This window comes from Streptomyces sp. NPDC079167, assembly GCF_040686735.1.
In the GTDB taxonomy this organism is placed as follows: domain Bacteria; phylum Actinomycetota; class Actinomycetes; order Streptomycetales; family Streptomycetaceae; genus Streptomyces.
In genome coordinates this window covers 140,247-166,333 of record NZ_JBFBLO010000007.1, presented here as the reverse complement: position 1 = coordinate 166,333, position 26,087 = coordinate 140,247, and the positions used below count along the sequence as shown (strand labels likewise).

Sequence of the window (26,087 nt, the reverse complement as noted above, 5' to 3'; positions counted from 1 at the left end):
CGATTTGGACGTCCGTAGCTTCCCACCGACCGGATCAGGCCAGCCAGCAGGCGGCCTCGGAGCCGGCGGCGGGCCGCAGGGCCGGCTCGTCCGTCCGGCAGCGGTCGACGGCCAGCGGGCAGCGCGGGTGGAAGCGGCAGCCGGGCGGGGGGCTGCCGGGGTCCGGGACCTCGCCGGTCAGCGCCTGTGGGCGGGCGCCGGTGCCGTCCGGTACCGGTACGGCGGCCAGCAGGGCCTGTGTGTACGGGTGCCGGGGTGTGTTGAAGATCTGCTCGACGGTGCCCGTCTCGACGACGCGGCCCAGGTACATGACGACCACCCGGTCGGCGAGCGCGCCGACCACCGCCAGGTCGTGCGAGATGAACGCGAGGGCGATGCCCTCCTCGCGCGACAGGTCCCGCAGGAGATTCGCCACCGCCGCCTGCGCGGAGGCGTCGAGGGCCGACACCGGCTCGTCCGCGACGATCATCTTCGGGCGGGAGGCGAGCGCCCGCGCGATCGCCGCCCGCTGCCGCTGGCCGCCGGAGAACTCGTGCGGGTACTTCTCCGCGGCTCCGTCCGGAAGGCCGACCCGGCGCAACGCCTCGACGGCCTCGCGCGCGGTCTCCGGGTCGCGGCGGCCGCGCCTGACGCCCCGCGCGCGCTCGCGGGCGACCACGACTTCCTGGATCTGCGCGCCGATGGTGCGCCGCGGGTTGAGCGAGGCGTTGGGGTCCTGGAACACCATCTGCAGCGGCAGCAGGCCGGGGGCGCGGCGACGCCGCCCCACGGCGCCGACCGGAGCGCCGTCGAAGGTCACCGAGCCCGTGTGCGCGGCGGCCAGCCCCGTGACGGCGCGGGCCAGGGTGGACTTGCCGCAGCCGGACTCGCCGACGATGCCGACTATCTCACCGGGGGCGATCTCCAGGCCGACCCCGGCCAGGGCGCGCATCGGGGGCAGCCCTTTACGGGGGTACTCGACGACCACGTCCTCGACGCGGAGCAGTGGTGCGGCCGGGTGGACGGTGGTCACGGTCATGCCTTCCTCCTGGCGGGGGCGGGGGCGGTGGCAGGGCTGTCGGCGGGGCGGGCGGTGCCCGGCTCGGCCAGTACGCAGGCGACCGTACGGGCCGGGCCGATGCTGACCGGTACGGGGCGCGTACGGGCGCAGCCGTCGACGGCCGACGAGCAGCGCGGGTGGAACGGGCAGCCGGGTAGCGGCGCGTCGGCGGCCGGGGCCGAACCGGGGATGGGGCGCAGCGGTACGGCGTGCCCGACGGCGGAGCGTTCGCCGAGCGAGGCGTGCGGGAGGGCCTGCAACAGGCCGCGTGTGTACGGGTGCTGGGGTGCGCCGATGACCTCGCCGACGGTGCCGGTCTCGATGACGCGGCCGGAGTAGAAGACGGAGATCCGGTCGGCGACGGAGGACAGGACGCCGAGGTCGTGGGTGACCATGACGACGGCCATGCCCGTCTCGCGCCGCAGCTCGTCGAGGAGTTCGACGATCCCGGCCTGGACGGTGACGTCGAGGGCGGTGGTCGGCTCGTCGGCGATGAGCAGGCGCGGGCCGCAGGCCAGGGCGGAGGCGATGGCGATGCGCTGACGCATGCCGCCGGAGAACTGGTGCGGGTAGCGGGCGGCTGCCGAGTTCCCGCCGGGGATCCGTACCAGGTCGAGGAGCTCGGCGGCGCGGGCGGCCGCCTGCTTGCGGCTGACGCCCTGGTGGCGGCGGACATGGTCGGTGATCTGCCGGCCGACCGTGAGCATCGGGTGCAGCGCGGAGGACGGGTCCTGGAAGACGACCGCGATGTCCCGGCCGCGTACGCGTTCCCACTCCTTGTCGGGGAGCCCGACCAGCTCCCGTCCGTCGAAGCGGACCGAGCCGGTGACGGAGGCCCGGTCGGGGCCGAGGCCGACCAGGGTCATGCCGGTCACGGTCTTGCCGCTGCCGGACTCCCCGGCGATGCCGAGCACCTCGCCGGGACGGACGTCGAGACCGACGCCGTCGACGAGCCGGATGTCCCGTCCGGCGCGGGGCAGGGTGACCGTCAGGTCCCGTACGCGCAGCAGAGGTTCCACTGCCGTACCGGGATCAGTCGTACCGGTGCGGGCCGTGCCCGTACCCGCGCGGGAATCCAGGGGGGTGCGCGCGCCGAGGACGTTGTCCCCACTCATCATCGTTCTCCAGCCGTCGAGAGCTTGGGGTCGAGCCGGTCGCGCAGGGCGTCGCCGAGGACGTTGAAGGCGACCACGACCGTGACGATGGCGAGGCCGGGGACGACGGCGAGCCACCACTGGTTGAAGTACTGCGACGCCTCGGAGATCATCGATCCCCACTCGGCGGCCGGCGGCCTGGCGCCGAGCCCCAGGAAGGACAGCCCGGCGAGCAGCAGGATCGCGCCGCCGACGTCCAGCATGGCGAGCACGAGCAGCGAGCCGGCGACGCCGGGCAGCAGGTCCACGAGGATCGAGCGGACCGAGCCGACCCCGGCGAGCCGGTTGGCGTGCACGAAGTCCGACTCGCGCAGCGAGAGCACGGTGGAGCGCACGGTGCGCGCGTACCCGGGCCACCAGACGAGGGCGCCCGCGAGGACGGAGTTGGGCAGGGACGGGCCGAGCGAGGCGGCCACCGCCATCGCCAGGATGATCACGGGGAAGGCGAAGACCACGTCGGTGATCCGCATCAGGACCTCGTCGACCCAGCCGCCGAAGAAGCCGGCGACGAGACCGACGACCGTGCCGATCACGGCGGTCGCGGTGATGAGCAGCAGCCCGACCGGGACGGAGAGCCGGGCGCCGTACAGGACCCGGGAGAGCACGTCGCGCCCGGCGGGGTCGGTCCCCAGCCAGTGTGCGGACGACGCGCCTTCGAGGGGCACCGCGCTCTGGTCGAGGGGGTCGTACGGTGCGAGCACGGGGGCGAGGACGATGACGAGCAGCCACAGGAGCAGCACGCCGACGGCGGCGCCCTGGGCCGGGTTGCGGCGTGCCCATCGCCAGGCGCCGGCCACCCGGCCCGTACGGAGGCCCGGTGCGGTGACCGGGGTGAGGGTGGCGGTCATGACAGGCGGATCCTCGGGTCGAAGGCGGCGTACAGCAGGTCGGCGACCAGGTTGACCACGACGAAGACCAGGGCGATGAGGATGGATACGCCCATCACGGCGGGCAGGTCGAGGTTGGTCGAGCTGCGGAAGGCGTACTGGCCGATGCCGTTCCAGGAGAACTGCTGCTCGATGTAGACGGTCGCCGCGAGCAGCAGGCTGAAGGAGAGGGTGGTGGCGGTGATCAGCTGGCCGGACGCCGAGCGCACCGCATAGCCCCACAGGACAGCGCGCGCCCGGAGTCCCTTGGCGCGCCCGGCCTTCACGAAGTCGGAGGAGAGCGCTTCGAGTACGGCGCTGCGGGTGAAGCGCAGCACCATGCCGATGACGGACAGGGCCAGGACCGATGCCGGCAGGACGAGATGGGCGGACGCCGAGGCGAAGGCGTCCAGGTCCCCGGCCAGGAGCGCGTCGGCCGTGTAGAAGCCGGTGATCTGGGCCGGTGGGTCGAGGGCGGGGGCGAGTCGCCCGGAACCGGGCAGGATGCCGAGGTTCTTGACGAACAGCACGGCGGCGACCATGCCGATCCAGAAGGTCGGCAGGGAGACCCCGGTGAGCGACAGGGTGCGGGCGATCCGGTCGAGGCGGCCACCGCGTCCCTTCGCCGCGAGTACGCCGAACAGCACACCGACGACGAGGGCCATCACGGTGGCGACGACGACCAGTTCGAGGGTGGCGGGCAGCTTCTCGGCGAGGTCGTCCAGGACCGGGCGCTGCGTCTGCTGCGAGGTGCCGAGGTCTCCGGTGATCAGATTGCCGAGGTAGGAGGCGTACTGCACGGGCAACGACCGGTCGAGGCCCTGATCGGCTCGGTAGCGGGCGACGATCTCGGGGTCGTCGAGCGCGCGCTGGCCGAGGTTGGCCGTGGCGGGGTCCGCCGGTACGACGGAGCTGAGCAGGAAGGTCACCAGGGTGACGCCCAGGACGATCAGCACCGAGGACGCGACGCGGCGCACCGCGTACGCCGCCAGGGGCGGCATCCTGCGGCGGGCACGGGGAGCGTCCTTCGCGGGGTCCGGCGGGCCCGCCGGTGCGGGGGCCGGTCCGGCGAGGGCCGTGCCGGGGGCGGTGTCGGTCATGAGTTCACCCCTCCGAGCGGCCGAGCGTGGCCAGATCGAGGTAGTAGAGCGGGTTGCGGACCAGTCCGGTGACCTCGGACGAGGCGACGGTGACGAAGTTCGGCTCCAGCAGCGGGACGAAGGGGCCGTCCTCGTTCATCGCCCGGTTCCAGGCCGTGTACGCGGTGAGCCGGTCCTTCTCGTCGACCGAGCCGTACGCCTTCTCCGTGAGGGCGGCGAGCCCGGGGGCGTCCTTCGCGGGCCAGTGCACCCGCTTGGAGAGGAAGTCGCCGGGCGCGAAGCCGAGGACGTTCTGCGGGTCGAGGTAGTCCGGGGGGTAGGACCACAGGGCGAGTTGAGTCTCACCGTCCACGTACCGCTGAAGGGACGTCGACGTCGGCGAGGGCCGGAGCGTCACCGTGATGCCGATCTTCCCCAGGTCGCTCTGGATGCGCTGGGCGATCACGCCGTAGTCGAGGCCGGCCAGCCGGTGGTAGTCACTGGCGTAGTCGAGGGTCAGCTCGATCTTCCGCAGACCCTGTTCCTTCTTGGCCTTCTCGACGAGGGCGCGGGCCGCCCCGGGGTCGTACGCGGTGGCGTCCGCCTTGCCGAGACCCCCGGTGAAGACGGTCGGCAGGATGCCGGTGGCCTGGGAGGAACCCGGCCCGGCGATCTCGACGAGGCCCTCGTGGTCGATGCCGAGCCCGATCGCCTTCCGCACGTCGTCGGAGGCGGTGGGGAGGTTCTTCGCGCGGCTGACCGCGAGGTAGAGCACCTCGGCCGCCCGGCTGTTGTCGACCGTGAGGTTGTCGCCGTGCAGGCCCTTGGTCTGCAGCGCCGAGATGTCGAGGGCGATCTGCGAGTCACCGGACTGCACCCCGAGCAGCTGCTGCTGCGCCGACGGCACGTTCCGGATGATCACCCTGGGGTACGCCGGTGCGTCACCGGCGTACTCCGGGTTGGCCTCCAGGACGATCTGCGAGGAGTTGCTGTAACTCTTCAGCCGGTACGGACCGGAGCCCGCCGACGCCGTGTTCAGCCAGGTCTCCGCCTTGTCCTCGGTGACCGCGTCCTCCGCGTCGGTGCCGCCGTGCGCGCGCACCGCGTCGGCGTTGAGCACCCCGAACTGCGGGGTGGCGAGCATGGCGGGCACGTCGGCGCGGGGTGTCTCGGTGGTGAGGACGACGGTGTGTGCGCCCTCGGCCTCCACGGTGATCCCGGCCATCAGATAGGCCGGGCTGGCCTCGACGTGACGCAGCCGGTCGAAGGAGAAGACGACGTCGCTCGCCTCGACGGGGGTGCCGTCGGAGAAGCGGGCGTCCTCCCGCAGGGTGAACGTCCAGGACTGTCCGTCCCCGGAGTCGGACCAGGACGCGGCCAGACCGGGCACCGGGGTGCGGAGGTCGTCACCCCGGTAGGTGGTCAGCGTCTCGTACAGCGCGTGGTCGACGAGGTAGTCGGTGGGCTGGTAGACACGCGCCGGGTCGATGGACTTGGCGTTGAACGCCGTGTCGACGACGAGGGTGTGGCGTGCGGCCTCGACGGACACACCCGCGGTCGCGCAGGAGGTGAGCGAGGCGGTCAGGGCGGCGGCCAGAGCGAGGGCGGCGAGGGGGCGCCGCCGGGGCCGGGGCGGCAGGGAGCGAGGGGGCATCGGGGGTCTCCGCTCGGAGAGACGGCAGGGGGAGGAGTCGGGGAAGTCACTCCTGGTGGCGTCCCGGGGCGTGGCTCGCACCGGGTGCGTTCGGCGGGTTGCGGGTGCCCTCGGCGTACGGGCCCGGCCACGGCCCGGCGGGGTCCGGGACCGCGCCGGGCCGAGGCGGTCAGGCCGAGGCGGTCACGGGTACGGCCGGCGGGCCGCCCCGGAGGTCCACGTCGATGGTCTGCCGGTACAGGCGCAGCCAGTTGCCGCCGCACAGCTTCTCGACCTCGGCGGGTGAGAAGCCGGCCTTGGCCAGCCCGTCGGGGATGTTGCCGAACTGGGCCGCCGTCTCGAACCACTCCGGGTCGGGCACGACAGGCGACTGGCCGGGCTTGCCCGCCCCGTACTCGGGGCCCCGCGTCCAGTGGCCCTTGCGCATCTCCACCATGTGCTCCTCGGTGAGGAAGCGCCCGAGGTCGGAACCGACACCGACGTGATCGACGCCGATCCGCTCCACCGTGCGGGCGACCAGCTCGCACCAGCTCTCGACGCTCTCGCTCCACTCACCGGCGATGTTCGGATACATCGTCAGGCCGAGAACCCCGCCCCGCTCCGCGAGTGCGTCGATGACCTCGGGCCGCTTGTTGCGGGCGTGGTCGAAGAACTCGCGCGGATTGGCGTGATTGATCGCCACCGGCACGGCCGAGGCGTGGATCGCGTCGTACGAGGTCCGGTCGCCGACGTGAGAGCAGTCGACGACGACGCCGCAGCGGTTCATCTCCTCGACGGCGTTGCGGCCGAAGCGGGTCAGGCCGGCGTCGGTGGTCTCGTAGCAGCTCGCGCCCAGGGTGTTCTGGATGTTGTAGGTGAGCTGCATGACCCGCAGGCCCATGCGGGCGAACAGCTCGATGTGGTCGAGCCGGTCCTCGATCGGGGACGCGTTCTGGGTCCCCATGAGGACGGCGGTACGGCCCTCGGCCGCAGCCGCCTCGATGTCGGCCGTGGAGTACGCGATCCGTATGAGATCGGCGTTGTCGCGCTCCATGCCGTACCAGTCGGCGAGGGCCTGCATGGTCTCGGCCGCGTTCTCCCAGAACGCGATGGTGTTGGTCACGCAGTCCACGCGCCCGGCGCGCAGCTCCTCGAAGACCGTCCGGTTGAAGACGCCGCACTCGAGTCCGTCGATGTTCATCGCTGCTCCTCGTTGTTCGTGGCCGTGCCGCCGACGAAGTCAACGTCGTCGGTGAGGTCGGGTTCGATCACGCCGTTCTCGTCGACGGCGGTGGCGCCCGCGTGCTTGAGAGAGGTCACCGACTCCGTGGCCAGCGCACGTGCGGAGTCCTCGAACAGCGACCACCACAGAGCGGCAGGGGCCTCCACCCCGGTGTGTACCGCGCGGGCGGCGGGCAGCGAGCCCACGAGCGGCAGGAGACGCAACAGCTCGGGGTCGTCGGGCAGCTCGGGGGCGCGGCGCTCCATGACGAGGAGTACGCTCTCACCTGCCAGGCCCTCGGGCAGCGGGGGCAGCCCGGCCGCCTGTGCGGCGTCCGAAGTCGTCGGTGTCACCGTGAGGACCACACCCCGGTCGGTGCCCTGGTGCTCCAGCACGGCGGCGAGTCCGGCGCGCTCGACGCGCCCCGCCCACAGGGTGACCCGCTCGCCGGGCTCGGCCTGGAGCAGGTCGAGCAGCGCGGGGGCCACGACGAGGGCGCTCTGTCCGAGGCAGTCGGCCACGAGCGTGCCCGGGGCCTCGGCGGCGATCTCCACCCGGCCCGAACCGGCACGGTCGGCGGCGCTGAGCCCCTCGGCGAGGAACCGCAGCGCGGGCAGCCCGGCGGCCTGGGCGTGCAGCACCAGGTCGCGCACGGCGGGTACGGCGCCGAGGGCGAGGCCCTGGGCCTGGAGCAGGCGCTCGGTGATGAGCCGCAGTTCGCGCAACGACAGGCGGAGGGTCTCGGCGTCGGAGGCGTTCTGCCAGGTGCGGCCGAGGCGGTCGGCGGCGCCGTCGCTCCCGGGGCCGCTGGTGAGCGTGGCGGAGGTCATCGGGCGGCTCCGTTCGAGGGGGCGGGTGCGGACGGGTCGAGGACGACGGTGCCGGCGGGGCGCGGCACGGCGGGCCAGAACCACGGGCCGGTGCCGGCACCTCCCAGGTCGGCCGCGGTGGGGGCGCCCTGGAAGATCACGCCGCGCAGGTCACGGCCGAGGTAGTCCTTGGTGCGTTCCAGGCCGTAGAGGGCGGCGTTCGCCAGGCGGATGATCCGCGCGGGCACGAAGTCGGCGTCACGGATGTTGGTGTGCGGTACGGCGTACGCGTGTCCGGCGAGGGACTGGAGGCGCTCGACGGCTCCCCGCAGGCCGGGCCGGCGGGCGAGCAGGCGTCCGACGGGCAGGGCGGGGTCCTCGGCGGCGAGTACGCCGTCGAGGTGCTGGACCATGCCGGGGACGTCAACGGTGAGATCGACGGTGCCCTCGGGCAGTTCGGCGGTGGCGCCGCACCGGGGCTCCTCCGCGGACCGGGACTTGTACCAGGTGTTGGCGACCGCGCCCGGCGCCGTCCGGTCGACGGCGAGCGCCCAGGCGTACCGGTCGGCGAGCAGGGCGCGCAGCTCACCGGCGGACATCGAACCGTCCCGCCGGAACGTCTCGTTGACCGTGAGCCCGGCCGCCAGCCGGTCCGACTCCGCCGGATCCAGCTCGGTGAGCACCGAGTTGACCACCTCGGCGGCCTCGTCGCAGACGCCCTCGACACCGTCGACCAGTTCGGCCACCGTCGGCACCCGGCCGTCCGCCCCGGCCGCCGCGGCGCGTACGGGTACCGCGTCGAGGACACGGCGAAGGTCGGAGACGATCCGTGCGGCGGGAGTGAAGCAGGTGTACTCGTTGACGTCTTCGCTCTGGTAGCGAGCGGCCCGCTCCAGCAGGGCGACCAGCGTGTCCGCCACACCGGAGCCGGGCGCCGCCGCGAGACCACGGGCGTGGGCGAGGGCCTGCTCGCGCAGCGAGATCCAACGGTCCACCAGCACCGGGTGGTTGCCGACCCACAGGACCAGGCCGAGCGCGGAGCTGTTGCCGACGCCGAGGAAGCGGCGCACCTGCGGATCCAGGGCCACGGCCGTCTTCGAACGGCGGGCGGCCAGCGCCTCGACCAGGTCCGCGCTCAGCTCACGCATCAGGTAGGCGGACAGCAACTGGGCGTGGTACGGCACCGCGAGCGGGTGGTCGTCGCCGTACGCGAGGAACGTACGGGTGCCGAAGGTGCCGTTGCCGTCGAGGCCGATGTTGCGCATCAGATACCCGACGCGGGCGAGCGCGACGGTGTCGGGCTGCCGGCCGGCGGCCAGCGCCTCCACGACGTGCTCGAAGACGCGCAGCGAACGGTTGGCCCGGCACCAGGTGAGCGTGTGCGCGGTGGCGCGGCCGTGGTAGAGGCGGGGCATCTCGTTGCGGGTGTGCTCGACGTCCTCGGCCGTGGCGGGACCGTCGAGGAGGGCGCCCATCATGTCCCAGCCGAGGTCGAAGATGCGCAGGGTGCGCTCCTGCGACGACGGGGGGAAGGCGAAGGCCACGAAGTCCATCACCCGGTCCGCGGTGTGGACGCGGTAGACCGCCTCGCCGCTGCCGTCCGCCTCGACGGTCAGTGAGCGGCGCTCGACGCGCCAGCCCTCACGGAGCATCCGGTTGACCAGGGATCGGGCCGACGAGAGGCGCCCGGCCTGCAGGGAGGCGAGAGCGGTCGAGGTCATGATCTCGGCGGCCGGCCGGCCGGAGGGCCCGGCCGGACTGGGCTGTGGTGCCACGGATGGTTCCTTTCGTGCGGGTCACGCTGTGCGGTGCCGGTGATCCGGCTTCTTGAGGCGAGGGGGAGGCTCCGGGGCAGGGCGGAGGACAGCCCGGAGCCAGGCATGCGGAGGTACGGGGGCGCGGCCGGCAGGGGGTGAGGTCCGGTCGAGAGGTGGTGCACGAGGCTGGCGGCGCGGCGGGGCACGCCCCGGTCGGGGGCGGCGGCGCCGGGGAGCCGTGGGCGGCCGGGTCCGGGCGGACGAGGGCCGGAACTACGGGAGCAGGGGATCAGGGCCTGGCAGCGGTGGGTCGGACGGCGGCGGTCACCTGCTCCCGGAGACGATCTTGGTGACGCGTGCCGCGCAGGCCACGGCGTCACCGGCAGCCGCCTCGGCGTCGAAGCGGACCATGGGGCCGACCACCGACAGAGCCGCCATCACCCGGCGCCTCGCGTCGAACACGGGGGCCGCCACGGCGACCGTCGGCTCCAGCCGGTTCGGCAGCGAGATCGCGTAACCGATCTCCCGGATGTGCTCCAACTCCGCGTCACCGGCGGTGGACACGCCCGCCTCCCGCAGCGCTGCGAGATCGTGCGGCAGTGCCCAGGCGGTGAGCACCCGGCCGGAGGCGGTGTCGGAGATCGGCATCCGTGCCTCGATCCGGGAGTCGACGCGCAGCAGCCGGTCCACCTCGACCCGCTGCACGATCCGCGCCGAGTCGCCGTCGAGGACGGCCAGGGACACGGTCTCGTCGACCAGGGCGGCCAGTTCCTCCATCGCGGCGGTGGCGCGGTGGCCGAGCCCGGCCTGGGCGAACGCGGCGTCGGAGAGCCGGGAGACCCGGAGGCTGAGCCGGTAGGTCCCGTCCTCCGCCTGCTCGGCCCACCCACCCGCGCACAGGGTCACCAGCTGCCGGTGCACATAGCCCCGGCTGCCGCCCGTACGACGTGCCAGCTCCGAGACCCCCACGCCCTGCGGCTCGTCGGCGAGGGCGGCGAGGACCTCCAGCGTCTTGAGCGAGGAGGTGAGAATCTGGGTGGCCAATGCGCTGTCTCCTATAAGAGGACACTGTCTCCGATCGGGATGCGTCACTAAAACACCGAGCTCGGCGGGCCGTCAATGGCTGTCCGAAGAAAAACAACAGACACCCCATCAGATGCTCTGTTCACCTGCCTGTGCCTTCGATTTCATCCCCACAAGCCCGCCCGGCTTGCGAATATGAGGATCCGGCGGGTCCGGCACGCCATCTACACCTGTCTTCCATACGGAGACGTCGTGGGGCGCGCATCACCTCGTGCCTTCGGCCGAGGCCGTCGGGAGGCCTGGTGGCGCGGCTGACTACGATCTTCCCGGACCCGGGGCGTGTCGAGCGCGCCGGGGGGAAACCGATCATGGGGGAAGCAATGCGCAAGACGCTCACGGCGACGGCCTTCGTACTGGCGGCCGCTCTGCTGACCGGCTGCGGGGGTGACGCGGAGAAGCCCGCCGACACGGGCAAGGGGAGCAGCCCCGCCGCTCAGGAGCCCGCGAAGTCGGAGGAGGCCGGCGGCGGCGCCGTCGCGGAAGGCGCCTCGCACGAGGTGACGATCAAGGTCGAGGGGACGGGCAAGAGCACCGTCATGTACACCCTCGACGACTCGGACTTCGCGGAGGTGGAACTGCCGTGGACGAAGACGGCCACCATCGCCCCGCGGGGCGCGGAGCGAGAGGTCGGCCGGCTGGTGCTCGTGACGCCGGGCAACACGACCGCGGCCGACGGGATGCTCGTCGCGGCGGGGTGTTCCATCACCGTCGACGGTAGGACGGTCGTCGAGAACAAGGGCGGCAAGACGGGCAAGCCCTGCTCGTACACGCTCAAGTAGGCAGGGGGACGCGCTCAGTCAGGGGGTGCGGGGTGCGCGGCGGCGGTCTCGCGACGTCCGCGCGCGATCCCGATGTCGGACCGGAGGGCGCTGAGGCGCACCGGGCTCCGCGAATCGTCCAGCACGACCACCCGCAGCTGGTCGCCGACCCGTGGCGGCGGCACCTCCTCGGACCACCACGAGGGGTGCTTCGCCTGGTCGATGAAGCCGGGGACGGCGACCCCGGCCACCTCCACCGCGGAACCGACCGGTGCCACCGCGGTCACGGTGACGTCGGCCTCCTGGTCGTTCACCAGCGCTGAGGAGACCGGCGGGCCGACGGGCCACAGGGCAGCCGAGAGGACCGTTCCCCTCGCGAGGCCGGCGACCGGCCCTCCGGAGAGCGTGACGCGAGCGGTGTGGGGAGGGTCCAGGAACGGGACCTCGCGGCCGTAGCACTCGATCCTCGTTGTGGTGAGGGTGACAGCGGGCGCGGGCTCCGTGGTGGCGGTGGGGGCGAGGAACACCTGACCGGTCCGGACGACTCCGCCGAGGCACCGCACCACGCAGACGCCTCCGTGATCGTCGCCGTACTCGACTTCGTAGATCTGCAGCGTGCAGCGCACCCGGGCGTGCGGTGGCGCTTCACCGGGGCGTGTCACGGGTTCGCCCGGAGGAAATCTTCCGCCGCCTCGGTCAAGTGCGGGCCGAGGTCGGCCAGCGACCCGAGAGCGTCCCTGAGCCCGCGGGCAAGTTCCGGCTCGGCCGACCAGATCTCCGGGCTCACCGCGAGGACCGCCGTGAGCAGATCGTCGTCGTAGAAACCGCCCGTCGCCTGTCCGGGCGCTGTTTCGTGCAGGTGACGCACGGCCGATGGAAGAAGCCACGGCAGGCTGACCTGCTGACCGATGAGACGGGCCGGCTCGTGCGGAGTGAGTTCGCCGACCGGACGGCGGCGTAGGGCGTGCACGGCCCTGGCGAGCCCGGTCGAACGAGGTGGCGGGTCCGGCCACACGGCGCCCTCAAGCTGCTCCAGGGTGCGCTCGTGCACGGCGGGGAACGTCGGCCCGGCCGTCTTCCCACCGGGCCCGCGGAGGGCGCGTGGACCGCTCGTTCCACGGGCCGCTGCTGCTGATTTGTGCACGCCGAAGGGTAACGCGACGAGGGGGAGGCGTTGTCGAGGGAAGAGGGGCGGTACACCGAGCCTCCGGGTGCACCGCCCCTTCCCCGTCCGTCAGGCCGGCCGCAGCCAGACCGTCGCCAGCGGTGGGAGCGTCAGCGTGATGCTGGTGTCCCTGCCGTGCGCCGGTACGGCCTCCGGCTTCAGCGGCTCCTCGTTGCGCACGTCGCTGCCGCCGTATCGGGCCGCGTCCGTGTTCAGGACCTCGACCCAGGTCTCCGGGCCGTCCGGCACACCGATCCGGTAGTCCTGCCGCACCACCGGGGAGAAGTGGGAGACGGCGATCAGCGGTGATCCGTCCGCGTCGTAGCGGACGAACGCGAACGCGTTGTCCTCCGCCGCGCCGCCGTCGATCCAGCTGAAGCCCTCCGGGGAGGTGTCCCGCTGCCAGAGCGCGGGCAGCGCGCCGTACACCGCGTTGAGGTCCGTGACCAGGGAGCGCACGCCCCGGTGGTCGCCGGAGGCCTCGTACGTCTCGTCGAGCAGCCACCAGTCGGGGCCGTGGCCCTCGGACCACTCCGCGCCCTGGGCGAACTCCTGACCCATGAAGAGGAGTTGCTTGCCCGGATGGGCCCACATGTAACCGAGGTAGGCGCGGTGGTTGGCCCGCCGCTGCCACCAGTCGCCGGGCATCTTGGTGACCAGCGCCTGCTTGCCGTGCACCACCTCGTCGTGCGAGATCGGCAGCACGTAGTTCTCGCTGTAGGCGTACACCATCGAGAAGGTCATCTCGTTGTGGTGGTACTTGCGGTGGATGGGCTCCTTGGACATGTACACGAGGGAGTCGTGCATCCAGCCCATGTTCCACTTCAGGCCGAAGCCCAGACCGCCGTGGTCCGTGGCGCGGGTGACCCCGTCCCAGGCGGTCGACTCCTCCGCCATCGTGACGACGCCCGGATTGCGCCGGTAGACCGTCGCGTTCATCTCCTGGAGGAAGGCGACCGCGTCAAGGTTCTCCCGGCCCCCGAACTCGTTCGGCGACCACTGGCCGTCCTCGCGGGAGTAGTCGAGGTAGAGCATCGAGGCGACGGCATCGACCCGCAGCCCGTCGATGTGGAACTCCTCGCACCAGTAAGTGGCGTTGGAGACCAGGAAGTTACGGACCTCCTTGCGGCCGTAGTCGAACTCCAGGGTGCCCCAGTCCGGGTGTGCGGCCCGGTTCGGGTCGGAGTGCTCGTACAGCGGGCGGCCGTCGAATTCGGCGAGCGCCCAGTCGTCGCGCGGGAAGTGCGCCGGCACCCAGTCCATGAGGACGCCGATGCCCGCCGCGTGCAGCGCGTCGACCAGGAAGCGGAAGTCGTCCGGGGTGCCCATGCGGGACGTCGGTGCGTAGAAGCCGGTGACCTGGTAGCCCCAGGAGCCGCCGAAGGGGTGCTCGGAGACCGGCATCAACTCCACGTGCGTGAAGCCGAGTTCGCGTACGTAGGCGGGGAGCTGCGAGGCCAGCTGGCGGTAGCTGAGGCCCGGCCGCCAGGAGGGGAGGTGGATCTCGTAGACGGAGAACGGGGACTCGTGGACCGGCCGGTCGCCCCGGTGGGCCATCCAGTCCGCGTCCTGCCACTCGTGGCGCGAGGCCGTGACCACCGAGGCGGTGGCGGGCGGGACCTCGGTGTGCCGGGCCATCGGGTCGGCCCGCTGGGTGTGCGAGCCGTCGGGCCGGCAGATGTCGTACTTGTACACGGCGCCCTCGCCGACGCCCGGGAGGAAGAGCTCCCAGACACCGGTGGAGCCGAGCGAGCGCATGGGAAAGGCCGTGCCGTCCCAGTAGTTGAAGTCGCCCGTGACGCGGACCCCGCGCGCGTTCGGCGCCCAGACGGTGAACCGGGTGCCGGACACCCCCTGGTGCTCCATCGGCTGCGAGCCGAGCGCCTTCCAGAGCTCCTCGTGCCGGCCCTCGCCGATCAGGTGCAGGTCGAGTTCGCCGATGGCGGGCAGGAAGCGGTACGGGTCGTCCACCTCGATCGTGTTGTCGTCGTACGCGACCTGGAGGCGGTATCCGTCCGGCACGGCGGGCAGCGGCAGGATCCCGGAGAAGAAGCCGTCACCGTCGCTCTGCAGCTCGGCCCGCTTGCCCCCGGCCAGCACCGTCACCGAGCGGGCGTAGGGGCGCAGAGCCCGGAAGAGGACGCCGCCCGACGTCGGGTGCGCACCCAGGAGCCCGTGCGGATCGTGGTGCTCACCGGCGAGCAGCCGGCCCCGGTCCGCCTCGTCCAGGGCGGTGGCGGGCAGCACGCTCTTGCTGCCCCCGCCGCGCCGGGGGCGGGGCGGGGCGCCGGCGGCCGCGGCCGTCGTCTTCCTGGCCCGGGCGCGCTTCACCGGGGGAGCCGGGGGCGGCGGGGGCCCGTCCGCGGAGGCGTCCGCGGACGCTTCGGCGGGGACGGGAGCCGCGGCGGGCGCGGTGACCTCGGTGGTCACCGGCTTGGCCGTGGGAGGGACCTCGATGGGATCGGACGGCTTGCGGGACGGCTTGCGGGCGGTCACAGAGACTGCCTCCTCGAAAGGCTCGGGGGGTGGGTGGTGGGAGCGGAGGTCACACGGTCGTGCCGGCCAGGCGCTGGATGGCCGCCATCGGGACCGGCAGCCAGTCGGGACGGTGGCGGGCCTCGTACAGCACCTCGTACACCGCCTTGTCGGTCTCGTGGGCGCGCAGCAACTCCGGCTCGGCGCGTGGGTCGGAACCCGCCGCGCGGGCGTAGCCCTCGCAGTACGCGGCACGGCAGCGGGCCGCCCACTCGGGGTTCCACGGGTGGTGCGAGCGGGCCGCGTAGTCGAAGGACCTGAGCATCCCCGCGACGTCACGCACGGTCGGCTGCGGGGCGCGCCGTTCGGGCAGCGGCCTGGCAGGCTCGCCCTCGAAGTCGATCAGCGACCAGAAGCCGTCGTCCCCCCGCAGGGTCTGGCCGAGGTGCAGGTCCCCGTGGATCCGCTGCGCCGCCCAGCCGCACTCCGCGTCCCCGAGCGCCGCGACCGCGTCGAAGGCGGTGCGCAGCCCCGGCACGTACGGGACGAGGGCGGGGACCGCCTGGGCGGCGGCCTCCAGCCGCTCCACCATCCCGGCCACCAGGTCCCTGGTCCGGTCGTGGGCCAGGGGCGGCGTCGGCAACGCGGCGGCGAGGGCGGTGTGCACCTCGGCGGTGGCCCGGCCGAGCGCGTGCGCCTCCGGTACGAAGTCCCGTCCGGCGGCCAGCGCGGCGAGCGCCAGCTGCCAGCCGTCCTGTGCGCCGCGCAGGAAGGGCTGCAGCACCCCGAGCGTGAGCGGCTCCGGGCTCGTCGTCGCCTCGAACCAGGCCACCGGGGCGGGCACCCGGCCGCAGCCCTCGCGGCCGAGCGCGAGCGGAAGTTCGAGATCGGGGTTGGTGCCGGGGAAGACCCTGCGGAAGATCTTCAGGATGAAGGCGTCCCCGAAGACGAGCGAGGAGTTGGACTGCTCGGCGTCCAGGACGCGCGGGGTGAGGCCCGGCGGGATCGGCTCCGCCCGGTCGAAGCGGAGGGGGCCGAGTGACCCGGGGTTACGGAATCGTTCCAGCAGGAGGTCGGCGACGCGCGGGTCGTGCAGCCCCTCGTACAGGGTGCGGCCGGCCAGCGGCCCGTCCGTGACCTGCCCGATGCGGGCTCCGGCCAGGCGCGGGGGCAGCGTGGTGCGCACGCCGAGCAGCAGCTGGTAGCAGTCCCCCTGGGCGGGGGCGGGGCGGCCGCCCGGCTGGTGCACCCGGACGAGCAGATGCAGCAGACCGGGGCCCGCGCCCGCGGCGTCCAGAGGCAGTATCTCGGTGGCCGCGACGAGGGAGAAGCCGGTGACGGGCTGCCCCTTGCCCGCGAACCAGCGCTGCCGGGGCACCCACTCGTGGAGCAGCGGGGCGAGCGACGGCAGCAGGGCGGTGGTGCCCGTGTCGCTCGTCGAATGTCTTCTTGTCGTCTTTCTTGATGTTGTGCTCTTCGCCAGGGCGACTCGAGTGGATGCAGCCTCCGACATGGCATCGCGTCCTTTCCCCGGGCACACCACAGGATGCGAAGAGTGTCCCGGATTGCGGCAATGGCTGTCCGGCTGTGCGGGACGTGTCGGGTGAGGAAATGTCCGTATGGACTCGATCAATGCTCGATCAATGGGCCACAAGTGCCCGGAAGAGCCAGGAAGTGCTCGATATCGGGGAGAGTGCCCCGTGCGGGGCGGCGGAAACCGCCCCGCGGGTGGCGCCCCGGAGGTGAGGCGCCGTCAGCCGTCCACCGTCTCCGGTCAGGCGACCGGAGCGTCCTTCCGCAGCCGGAACCAGTAGAAACCGTGCCCCGCGAGGGTCAGCAGGTAGGGCCACTGACCCACGGCCGGGAAGCGCACCCCGCCGATCAGCTCCACCGGATGACGCCCGTCGAAGGCCCGCAGATCGAGCTCCGTCGGCTGCGCGAACCGCGAGAAGTTGTGGACGCACAGCACGAGGTCGTCCTTGTACTCACGCGTGAACGCGATCACCGCGGGGTTCGACGACGGCAGTTCGCTGTACGAACCGAGTCCGAAGGCGGGATTCTGCTTGCGGATCTCGATCATCCGACGCGTCCAGTGCAGCAGCGACGACGGCGAGGCCATCGACGCCTCGACGTTGGTGACCTGGTAGCCGTAGACCGGGTCCATGATCGTGGGGAGGTAGAGCCGCCCCGGGTCGCTGGAGGAGAAACCGGCGTTGCGGTCGGGCGTCCACTGCATCGGGGTGCGCACGGCGTCACGGTCGCCCAGCCAGATGTTGTCACCCATCCCGATCTCGTCCCCGTAGTAGAGGATCGGGGAGCCGGGCAGCGACAGCAGCAGCGCCGTGAACAGCTCGATCTGGTTGCGGTCGTTGTCCAGGAGTGGCGCGAGACGCCGGCGGATGCCGATGTTGGCCCGCATCCGCGGATCCTTGGCGTACTCCGCGTACATGTAGTCGCGCTCTTCGTCCGTGACCATCTCGAGCGTGAGCTCGTCGTGGTTGCGCAGGAAGATGCCCCACTGGCAGCCGGACGGGATCGCCGGGGTCTTCGCCAGGATTTCCGAGACCGGGTAGCGGCTCTCACGCCGTACGGCCATGAAGATGCGGGGCATCACCGGGAAGTGGAACGCCATGTGGCACTCGTCGCCGCCGGCCGTGTAGTCGCCGAAGTAGTCGACGACGTCCTCCGGCCACTGGTTGGCCTCGGCCAGCAGCACGGTGTCCGGGTAGTTGGCGTCGATCTCCTTGCGGACCCGCTTGAGGAAGCCGTGGGTCTCCGGGAGGTTCTCGCAGTTCGTGCCCTCGCGCTGGTAGAGGTAGGGCACGGCGTCGACGCGGAAGCCGTCGATTCCGAGGTCCAGCCAGAAGCGCAGGGCCGAGATGATCTCCTCCTGCACCGCCGGGTTCTCGTAGTTGAGATCGGGCTGGTGCGAGAAGAACCGGTGCCAGTAGTACTGCTTGCGTACCGGGTCGAAGGTCCAGTTGGACGTCTCCGTGTCGACGAAGATGATCCGTGCGTCCGGGAACTGCTTGTCGTCGTCGGCCCAGACGTAGTAGTCGCCGTACGGCCCGTCCGGGTCGGTGCGGGACTGCTGGAACCAGTCGTGCTGGTCGCTCGTGTGGTTCATGACGAAGTCGATGATCACGCGCATGCCGCGCTGGTGCGCGGCGTCGACGAACTCCACGAAGTCGGCGAGGTCGCCGAATTCGGGCAGCACGGCCGTGTAGTCGGATACGTCGTAACCACCGTCGCGCAGAGGTGACTTGAAGAACGGCGGCAGCCACAGGCAGTCGACGCCCAGCCACTGCAGATAGTCCAGCTTGGCGGTGAGGCCCTTGAGGTCACCGACGCCGTCCCCGTTCGAGTCCTGGAAGGACCGTACGAGTACCTCGTAGAAGACGGCGCGCTTGAACCAGTCGGGATCGCGGTCCTTGGCGGGAGTGTCCTCGAACAGGTCGTGGACAGGCTCATTGACGATCATGGTGTGGGTGACCCTCCGGTCGGCGGGGACGGTCGCAGGACCGCGATGTGCGCGGGTGTGACGCCCGGCTCCAGACGCACATAGAAGGTCCTGCCCCAGTGATAGGTGTCGCCGGTGAGCTCGTCGCGCACCGGCACGCTCTCGTGCCGGTCGAGGCCGAGACGCGGCATGTCCAACGAGACCGTGGCCTCCTGGGTGTGGTGAGGGTCGAGGTTGACGACCACCAGAACGATGTCCGAACCCGAGCGCTTGCTGTATGCGATCAGCGCTTCGTTGTCGACCGAGTGGAAGTGGACGTCGCGCAGTTGCTGGAGCGCCGGATGGCGACGCCGGATCCTGTTGAGGGAGGTGATCAGGGGAGCGAGCGAGCGGCCCTCACGTTCCGCCGACTCCCAGTCCCTGGGCCTGAGTTGGTACTTCTCGGAGTCCTGGTACTCCTCGCTCCCGGGATGCACCGGGGTGTTCTCGTACAGCTCGAAGCCCGCGTACACGCCCCAGGAGGGGGACAGGGTCGCGGCCAGCACGGCCCGGGCACCGAAGGCGGGACGGCCGCCGTCCTGCAGGTAACCGGGAAGGATGTCGGGCGTGTTCACGAAGAAGTTGGGCCGCATGTACGAGGAACTCTCGCCCGAAAGCTCCATGACGTACTCGGTGATTTCCTGCTTCGTGTTACGCCAGGTGAAGTACGTGTAGGACTGCTGGAAGCCGACCGAGGCCAGCGTGCGCATCATCGCGGGCCGGGTGAACGCCTCGGCCAGGAAGATCACGTCCGGGTCGGTCCGGTTGATGTCGGCGATCACCTTCTCCCAGAAGACCACCGGCTTGGTGTGCGGGTTGTCGACGCGGAAGATCCGTACGCCGTGCCCCATCCAGTACCGCAGGATGCGCACGGTCTCCGCGACGATCCCGGGCAGGTCCTTGTCGAACGCGATCGGATAGATGTCCTGGTACTTCTTGGGCGGGTTCTCGGCATAGGCGATGGACCCGTCGGCGCGGTGGTGGAACCACTCCGGATGCTCCGTCACCCACGGGTGGTCCGGGGAGCACTGGAGGGCGAAGTCCAGCGCGATCTCCATCCGCAGCGTGCGGGCCGTCGCGACGAAGTGGTCGAAGTCCTCGATCGTGCCGAGATCCGGATGGACGGCGTCGTGCCCGCCCTCGGCCGAACCGATCGCCCAGGGCACGCCCGGGTCGTCGGCCCCGGGGGTGAGGCTGTTGTTGGGGCCCTTGCGGTGGGTGGTGCCGATGGGGTGGATCGGCGGGAGATAGACGACGTCGAACCCCATCGCGGCGACGGCCGGAAGCCGCTCGGCGGCGGTCCGGAACGTGCCGCTGAGCATCCGGGGAGCCGGCGCCGGGAGCTGCTCGGTGACAACAGCCGGGGCCTTCCTGCCGGTCGCGGCCGTCTTCGCGGTCTTCGTGGCCCGTGGCTTGCGGGCGGGCTTCGGGGGCTCCACCGGCTCCGGCCGGGCACCCTCGGAGCGCGGGAACATCTCGTACCAGGAGCCGTACAGGGCGCGCCGGCGCTCCACGGTCAGCGGCAGCGGCCGGGACGCGGTGACCAGTTCGCGCAGGGGGTGGCGGCCGAGCGCCTCGTCCACCTCGGCGGTCAGCGCGGCGGCGAGCCGGGAGGCCGCCGGGCGCTGCGTGTCGCGCAGCGCGTCGACGGCGGCCAGCACCGCCTCGCGGCCGTCCTTCTTGGGCACGCCCTCGGCGGCGCGGGCGTAGAGCTCGGCCCCCTCCTCGAACACCAGCGCGGTGTCGATGCCCGCCGGGATCTTGATCTGCGCATGGGCGCGCCAGGTGGTGACCGGGTCGCTCCACGCCTCGACGGTGTACGTCCAGTGCCCCTCCGACCCCGGGGTGACGTCGGCGCCCCACCGGTCCGTGCCCGGGGCGAGCTCGCGCATCGGCGTCCAGGGGCCGGGCCGTCCGGCCGGGTCGCAGAGGACGACATTGGCGGCCACGGCGTCGTGACCCTCGCGGAACACGGTGGCGCTGACCTCGAAGGTCTCGCCCGCGACGGCTTTGGCGGGCCGCCTGCCGCAGTCGACGAGCGGACGGACGTCCAGGACGGGAATGCGACCGATCATGGAATCACCTGGGGGTCGGAGCTCGGCATGCACGGCGTGCGACGTGGGCGTGAAGGGCTGACCGCGCGCGCCGCGATGGTGGGGTTGCGTCCTTTGTAGCTGCTCGGTTGTCGGCTGGCGGGCTGTGGGCATGGCCGCTCCTGTCCGCGTTCACTCGAATGGCACTCGAATGGCAGGCGCGCGGGGGATCCGTGCTCCGACCGGGGCACCTGAGGATGTGCAGCGCGGGGCTCTCGACCTGGTGCCAGGTCGTTCCCGGGGGAGCCTTCCCACCGTTTTCGGGCGGCCAACCCGGCGGTGTGTCAACTCCTGGGTGCAACCGGAGCACGCGCTGTGGGCCGCGCGCCGGTCCCCCGGCCGACGAGCGGGCACCTCCGAAGCCTTCCCTGAGGTGCTGGGTGCCACAAGTCCGCGTGAGGTGAGGAAATCAGCCATATCGCCCGTGACAGAAGGGTACGTAACTGGCGCATCTGGCCCATGGGGCGGGAGGGTCCCGAGAGGGCGGCGGGGCCCCCGTGACAAGGGAGATCCAGGAGCCGCCGGAGGGAGGGCGCGCGCGGTGCGGCACGGGGACCCGGAGCGGGTGGGCCGCCCCGCGCCGTACCCACTGAGCCGGTCGCGCGCCGTGGTCGCGTACGGCGGCACGCCGCTACCGTCGAGGGTGACGGAGAGGGCGCCCACCGTCGTGCGTCCCCTCGGATCCGTACGTCCCCTGTAAAGGTGGGATACGTGAAGGCCATTCGTCGATTCACCGTGCGTCCCGTCCTCCCCGAACCCCTGCGACCGCTCAGCGACCTCGCCCGCAACCTGCGCTGGTCCTGGCACACCGAGACCCAACAGCTCTTCCAGGCGGCCGACCCGGAGGGCTGGCGCCCCGCGGACGCCGACCCCGTCCGTCTGCTCGGCGCCGTCCCCGCGGCACGCCTCGCCGAGCTGGCCGGGGACCAGCACTTCATGCGCCGGCTCACCGAGGTGTCCGAGGGCCTCCGGGACTACCTCGCCGGCCCGAGGTGGTATCAGAACCAGCTCTCCCAGGGCGCGGAGCTCCCCGCGGCCATCGCCTACTTCTCACCCGAGTTCGGCGTCACCGCCGCTCTGCCCCAGTACTCGGGCGGGCTCGGCATCCTCGCCGGCGACCATCTCAAGGCCGCCAGCGACCTCGGCGTACCGCTCATCGGGGTCGGCCTGCTCTACCGGCACGGCTACTTCCGCCAGAGTTTGTCCCGGGACGGCTGGCAGCAGGAGCACTACCCCGTCCTGGACCCCAACGAGCTGCCCCTCACCCTCCTGCGGGAGGCCGACGGCACCCCCAGCAAGGTGGTGCTCGCCCTGCCGGGCGGCCGGTCCCTGTACGCCGCGGTCTGGCAGGCCCAGGTCGGGCGTGTCCCCCTGCTGCTCCTCGACTCCGACGTCGAGGAGAACGCGCCGGGCGAGCGTGACGTCACCGACCGGCTCTACGGCGGCGGCAGCGACCACCGGCTGCTGCAGGAGATGCTGCTCGGCATCGGCGGGGTGCGCGCCGTGCGCACCTACTGCCGGCTGACCGGGCACGCGGCCCCCGAGGTGTTCCACACCAACGAGGGGCACGCCGGATTCCTCGGCCTGGAGCGGATCCGGGAACTCTCCGAGACCGGTCTGGACTTCGACGCCGCCCTGGAGGTCGTGCGGGCCGGCGCGGTCTTCACCACGCACACCCCGGTCCCGGCCGGGATAGACCGCTTCGAGCGGCAGCTCGTGGCCCGTCACTTCGGTGACGACGGCGAGCTGCCCGGGGTCGCCGTGGAGCGGATCCTGCGCCTCGGGATGGAGACCTACCCCGGAGGTGAGCCCGACCTCTTCAACATGGCGGTGATGGGGCTGCGGCTCGCCCAGCGCGCCAACGGGGTCTCCACCCTGCACGGGGCCGTCAGCCGGGAGATGTTCTCCGGGCTGTGGCCGGGATTCGACCCCTCCGAGGTGCCGATCACCTCGGTGACCAACGGGGTGCACGCCCCGACCTGGGTCGCGCCCGAGGTCCTCCGGCTCGGCGCCGGCACATTCGGCGCGGAGCGCGCGGAGAACGCCCTCGCCGGGGCCGAGGTCGGCACCGAGGCCGGCGGCGACAGCGGGGCGGCGGGCACCCCCAGGCGCTGGGACGCCGTGACCGCGGTCCCCGACCGCGAGATCTGGGACCTCCGCAGAGGGCTGCGCGAGCAGCTCGTCACCGAGGTGCGCAAGCGTCTCTACGCCTCCTGGCGCCGCCGCGGTGCCGGCACCGCCGAACTGGGATGGATCGACGGTGTGCTCGACCCGGACGTGCTGACCATCGGCTTCGCCCGCCGGGTGCCCTCGTACAAGCGGCTGACGCTGATGCTGCACGACCGCGACCGGCTCCGTGAGCTGCTGCTCCACCCGACGCACCCGATCCAGATCGTCGTCGCCGGCAAGGCCCACCCCGCCGACGACGGCGGCAAGCGGCTCGTCCAGGAGCTGGTGCGCTTCTCGGACGACCCACGGGTCCGCCACCGCATCGTCTTCCTGCCCGACTACGGCATGGGGATGGCCCAGAAGCTCTACCCCGGCTGCGACGTCTGGCTCAACAACCCGCTGCGCCCCCTGGAGGCCTGCGGCACCAGCGGCATGAAGGCGGCGCTCAACGGCTGTCTCAACCTCTCGGTGCGCGACGGCTGGTGGGACGAGTGGTTCGAACCCGACTTCGGCTGGGCGATCCCCACCGCCGACGGTTCCGCGACCGACGAGGAGCGGCGCGACGAGCTGGAGGCCAACGCCCTCTACGCGCTGATCGAGGACCGCGTCGCCCCCCGCTTCTACGACCGCGACGCCGACGACCTGCCGCAGCGGTGGATCGAGATGGTCCGCCGCACCCTGGTCACCCTGGGGCCCAAGGTCCTCGCGGGCCGCATGGTGCGGGAGTACGTCGAGAGGCTCTACGCCCCCGCGGCGCGGTCCCGCCGGGTGCTGGAGCCGGCGGCCGCCCGCGAGCTCGCCGCCTGGAAGGCCAAGGTCCGCGCGGCCTGGCCGCAGGTGGCGGTCGACCACGTGGAAGCCTCCGCCGACACGGTCGTCGGTGGCTCCGCCGAGCTCGGCTCCACCCTGGCGCTCCGGGTCCGGATCGCTCTGGGCGGCCTCGACCCGGAGGACGTGGAGGTCCAGGTGGTCGCGGGCCGGGTCGACTCCGCGGACGCGATCGCGGAGGCCCAGACGTATCCACTGAAACCGGCGGGCGGCCACGACCTGGAGGACCGCTGGCTGTACGAGGGCCCGCTCGCCCTCGACCGTACGGGCCCCTACGGCTACACCGTGCGCGTCCTGCCCTCGCACCGGCTGCTCGCCTCGGGGGCGGAGCTGGGTCTGGTCGCGGTGCCGAACGCGACCACGGGCGACGGCGGCGGGGTGCTCCTGCGCTGACTCCCCCCGCTCACGGTGGGCCCGGGGTGCTCGCGCACCGGGCCCACCCGCGTGCCCTGCGGTCCACCGGGTACCGGCAGGGGTGCATCCGGCGTGATCTCGCTAACATGACAGCCCTGCCGGTGTGGCCCCGAGGCCACCGACACGACAGCGAGGCGTCCCCCCGGGCGCGAGTGGAGGTCAGCACGGTGAACGGCGGCGGAGGCCGAGCGAGACGCCTGACCCGTCGGCTGGCCGCGCAGAACGGCACATCACGGCAGTTGCACCTCCGCCGGCCCGAACCCGCGGGACCGCCGAGGGCCGACCGCTTCACCACCGCGGCCCGGATGCGCTGGCTCAACGAGGCCAGCACCCGGATCGGCACGACGCTCGACCTGGAGCGGACGGCCAGCGAACTGGCCGCGTACAGCGTGCCCCGACTGGCCGACGCCGCGGCCGTCGATCTGCTGGAGTCCGTGCTGCGCGGCGAGGAGGGCGAGCGCGTCACCGGCGCGGCGGTGCCCGTCACCCGCGCGATGGCCGTGCGCGCCATCGCGGCGCTGGACGAACTCGAACCCGCCCCGGTGGGCGAGGTCGTCGACCGCCGGGAACGCCGCGAGACGCTGCTGACCACCGAGTGCCTGCGCAACGGCCGGCCCGTGCTGGTCGGCCGGATGACCCCGGAGGACTACGAGCGCGTCGCGCCGACGCCCAGCGCGGCGGAGGCGATGCGCCGGCAGCGTGTCCACAGCTACATGGCCGTGCCGCTGACAGCCCGCGGGGTCCTGCTGGGCTCCGCCGACTTCGTACGCGCCGGTGACAGCCCGCCCTTCAACCGGGCCGACCTGGAACTCGCGAACCAACTCGCCTCGATGGCCGCGGTGTTCATAGACAACGCCCGGCTCTACGGACGCGAGCGCGAGCACGTCGTCTCGCTCCAGCGCTCCCTGCTCCCGCGCGCCACACCGCACACCCCGGGGCTGCGGGTGCACGCCCACTACGCCCCGGCCGTCGACGCGCACGGGGTGGGCGGTGACTGGTACGACGTGGTCGCGCTCCCCAGCGGGCGCACGGCGCTGGTCGTCGGCGACGTCACCGGACACGGTCTGCCCGCCGCCGCCACGATGGGCCGGCTGCGGACCGTCGCCCGTACGCTCATGATGCTGGACATCGCCCCCGACCGGCTGCTCGCCCGGCTGGACCTGGCCACCCGCGACCTGGAGGACGACCAGGTCGCCACGTGCCTGTGCGCGGTCTACGACCCGGCGGACTCCAGCTACACGATCGCGAGTGCCGGGCATCCGCCGCCGCTGCTCGTGGAGGCGGACGGGACCGCCCGCTATCCCGACGTGCCGGTGGGAGCGCCGCTGGGCGCCGGAGTCATCCCGTACGACCCGCTGAGACTGCGCGGACCGGCCGGCGGCCGGCTCGTGTTCTACACCGACGGGCTGATCAAGACCCGCACCGACGACGTGGACGTACAACTGGAGGGCCTGCGTGCCTCCGTGGCGGCGATGGCGCCCGCGAAACTGGACGCCGGCGGCCCGCTCACCTCGCCGCGCCAGGACGACGGCCGGTTCGACGAGGCGGTCCTGCTGGTCGCGGGGGGCCACGAGCTCACCCCCGACGTGCGGTTGCGGGAGTGGGACCTGCCGACGGAGGGCAACCCCGCCTCCACCGCCCGCAAGCTGGTCACCGAGCAGCTCGCGAGCTGGGGGCTGGACGAACTCGCCGATGTGACCGAGCTGGTGGTCAGCGAACTGGTCGGCAACGCCCTGCGCTACGGCGGCGGACCCGGCCGGCTCAGGCTGCTCTGCGACGAGCGGCTCCAGGTGGAGCTGGCCGACACCGGGCCCGACCTGCCGCAGATCCAGCACGCCGACCTCAGCGACGAGGGAGGCAGAGGGCTCCAGCTCATCAACCTGCTGTGCCGCAGCTGGGGTTCGTGCCGTACGGCGACCGGCAAGATCGTCTGGGCCGAGCAGAACATCCCCGGCCGGGACGGGAACCCCCCGCACTGAACTGAGAGGTGGAACAGCCCCGGGGAGGCACTCCCCGGGGCTGTTCCGCTGCTGCCTGCGCGCGT

At 72.3% G+C, this 26,087-nt stretch carries 18 protein-coding genes; 3 read left to right on the top strand and 15 right to left on the bottom strand.

Annotated features, from left to right (window positions below; translation table 11 throughout):
• Nucleotides 1-34: 34 nt before the first annotated feature.
• From AB0P41_RS16975 to AB0P41_RS16935, 9 genes are all read right to left on the bottom strand, one after another.
• Complete coding sequence (locus AB0P41_RS16975) at nucleotides 35-1,018, bottom strand: ABC transporter ATP-binding protein (RefSeq protein WP_365932664.1); 984 nt, start codon at nucleotides 1,016-1,018, stop codon at nucleotides 35-37.
• Nucleotides 1,015-2,154: an ABC transporter ATP-binding protein gene (locus AB0P41_RS16970; protein ID WP_365932663.1), complete on the bottom strand. Its 1,140-nt coding sequence runs from the start codon at nucleotides 2,152-2,154 to the stop codon at nucleotides 1,015-1,017. Before AB0P41_RS16970 ends, AB0P41_RS16975 begins: the two co-directional genes overlap by 4 nt.
• Nucleotides 2,154-3,041 (bottom strand): ABC transporter permease, encoded by an 888-nt coding sequence (locus tag AB0P41_RS16965; RefSeq protein ID WP_356711500.1) that lies wholly within the window; start codon nucleotides 3,039-3,041, stop codon nucleotides 2,154-2,156. Before AB0P41_RS16965 ends, AB0P41_RS16970 begins: the two co-directional genes overlap by 1 nt.
• On the bottom strand, nucleotides 3,038-4,159 hold the full coding sequence (locus AB0P41_RS16960; protein ID WP_356711498.1) for an ABC transporter permease: 1,122 nt from the start codon (nucleotides 4,157-4,159) through the stop codon (nucleotides 3,038-3,040). Before AB0P41_RS16960 ends, AB0P41_RS16965 begins: the two co-directional genes overlap by 4 nt.
• 4 nt (nucleotides 4,160-4,163) lie before the next feature.
• Nucleotides 4,164-5,792, bottom strand: coding sequence for an ABC transporter substrate-binding protein (locus AB0P41_RS16955; protein WP_365932660.1), 1,629 nt, complete (start codon nucleotides 5,790-5,792; stop codon nucleotides 4,164-4,166).
• Nucleotides 5,793-5,961: 169 nt separating this feature from the next.
• Entirely contained in the window at nucleotides 5,962-6,972 is a 1,011-nt protein-coding gene (locus AB0P41_RS16950) for a membrane dipeptidase (protein WP_356711494.1), read from the bottom strand.
• Nucleotides 6,969-7,823, bottom strand: coding sequence for a hypothetical protein (locus tag AB0P41_RS16945; RefSeq protein WP_365932659.1), 855 nt, complete (start codon nucleotides 7,821-7,823; stop codon nucleotides 6,969-6,971). The genes AB0P41_RS16950 and AB0P41_RS16945 overlap by 4 nt, the downstream gene beginning before the upstream one ends.
• Nucleotides 7,820-9,577 (bottom strand): hypothetical protein, encoded by a 1,758-nt coding sequence (locus AB0P41_RS16940; RefSeq protein ID WP_365932658.1) that lies wholly within the window; start codon nucleotides 9,575-9,577, stop codon nucleotides 7,820-7,822. Before AB0P41_RS16940 ends, AB0P41_RS16945 begins: the two co-directional genes overlap by 4 nt.
• Nucleotides 9,578-9,883: 306 nt before the next feature.
• A complete protein-coding gene (locus tag AB0P41_RS16935; RefSeq protein WP_356711488.1) occupies nucleotides 9,884-10,603 on the bottom strand; it encodes an IclR family transcriptional regulator in 720 nt (239 codons plus the stop codon).
• Between the two features lie 347 nt (nucleotides 10,604-10,950).
• Between AB0P41_RS16935 and AB0P41_RS16930 the strand changes: the two genes are divergently transcribed.
• Nucleotides 10,951-11,421 (top strand): hypothetical protein, encoded by a 471-nt coding sequence (locus AB0P41_RS16930; RefSeq protein WP_356711486.1) that lies wholly within the window; start codon nucleotides 10,951-10,953, stop codon nucleotides 11,419-11,421.
• Between the two features lie 14 nt (nucleotides 11,422-11,435).
• On the opposite strand, the gene AB0P41_RS16925 is transcribed toward AB0P41_RS16930, so the two are convergent.
• The 6 genes from AB0P41_RS16925 to AB0P41_RS16900 form a co-directional block, all read right to left on the bottom strand.
• Nucleotides 11,436-12,062: a hypothetical protein gene (locus tag AB0P41_RS16925; RefSeq protein ID WP_365932656.1), complete on the bottom strand. Its 627-nt coding sequence runs from the start codon at nucleotides 12,060-12,062 to the stop codon at nucleotides 11,436-11,438.
• Nucleotides 12,059-12,451 (bottom strand): contact-dependent growth inhibition system immunity protein, encoded by a 393-nt coding sequence (locus AB0P41_RS16920; protein WP_365932654.1) that lies wholly within the window; start codon nucleotides 12,449-12,451, stop codon nucleotides 12,059-12,061. The genes AB0P41_RS16925 and AB0P41_RS16920 overlap by 4 nt, the downstream gene beginning before the upstream one ends.
• A gap of 183 nt (nucleotides 12,452-12,634) precedes the next feature.
• A complete protein-coding gene (gene glgB / locus AB0P41_RS16915) occupies nucleotides 12,635-15,061 on the bottom strand; it encodes a 1,4-alpha-glucan branching enzyme (RefSeq protein WP_356711480.1) in 2,427 nt (808 codons plus the stop codon).
• Nucleotides 15,062-15,110: 49 nt separating this feature from the next.
• Nucleotides 15,111-16,553: a maltokinase gene (locus AB0P41_RS16910; protein WP_356711478.1), complete on the bottom strand. Its 1,443-nt coding sequence runs from the start codon at nucleotides 16,551-16,553 to the stop codon at nucleotides 15,111-15,113.
• 261 nt (nucleotides 16,554-16,814) lie between these two features.
• Entirely contained in the window at nucleotides 16,815-18,521 is a 1,707-nt protein-coding gene (treS, locus tag AB0P41_RS16905) for a maltose alpha-D-glucosyltransferase (protein WP_356711476.1), read from the bottom strand.
• Nucleotides 18,518-20,614 carry an alpha-1,4-glucan--maltose-1-phosphate maltosyltransferase gene (locus AB0P41_RS16900; protein WP_356711474.1) on the bottom strand — a complete coding sequence of 699 codons (2,097 nt, stop codon included), beginning with the start codon at nucleotides 20,612-20,614 and terminating at the stop codon, nucleotides 18,518-18,520. The genes treS and AB0P41_RS16900 overlap by 4 nt, the downstream gene beginning before the upstream one ends.
• Before the next feature lie 729 nt (nucleotides 20,615-21,343).
• Between AB0P41_RS16900 and glgP the strand changes: the two genes are divergently transcribed.
• Both glgP and AB0P41_RS16890 read left to right on the top strand, forming a co-directional pair.
• Nucleotides 21,344-24,022 carry an alpha-glucan family phosphorylase gene (gene glgP, locus AB0P41_RS16895; protein WP_356711472.1) on the top strand — a complete coding sequence of 893 codons (2,679 nt, stop codon included), beginning with the start codon at nucleotides 21,344-21,346 and terminating at the stop codon, nucleotides 24,020-24,022.
• Between the two features lie 326 nt (nucleotides 24,023-24,348).
• Complete coding sequence (locus AB0P41_RS16890) at nucleotides 24,349-26,022, top strand: SpoIIE family protein phosphatase (protein ID WP_356711799.1); 1,674 nt, start codon at nucleotides 24,349-24,351, stop codon at nucleotides 26,020-26,022.
• Nucleotides 26,023-26,087: the final 65 nt, after the last annotated feature.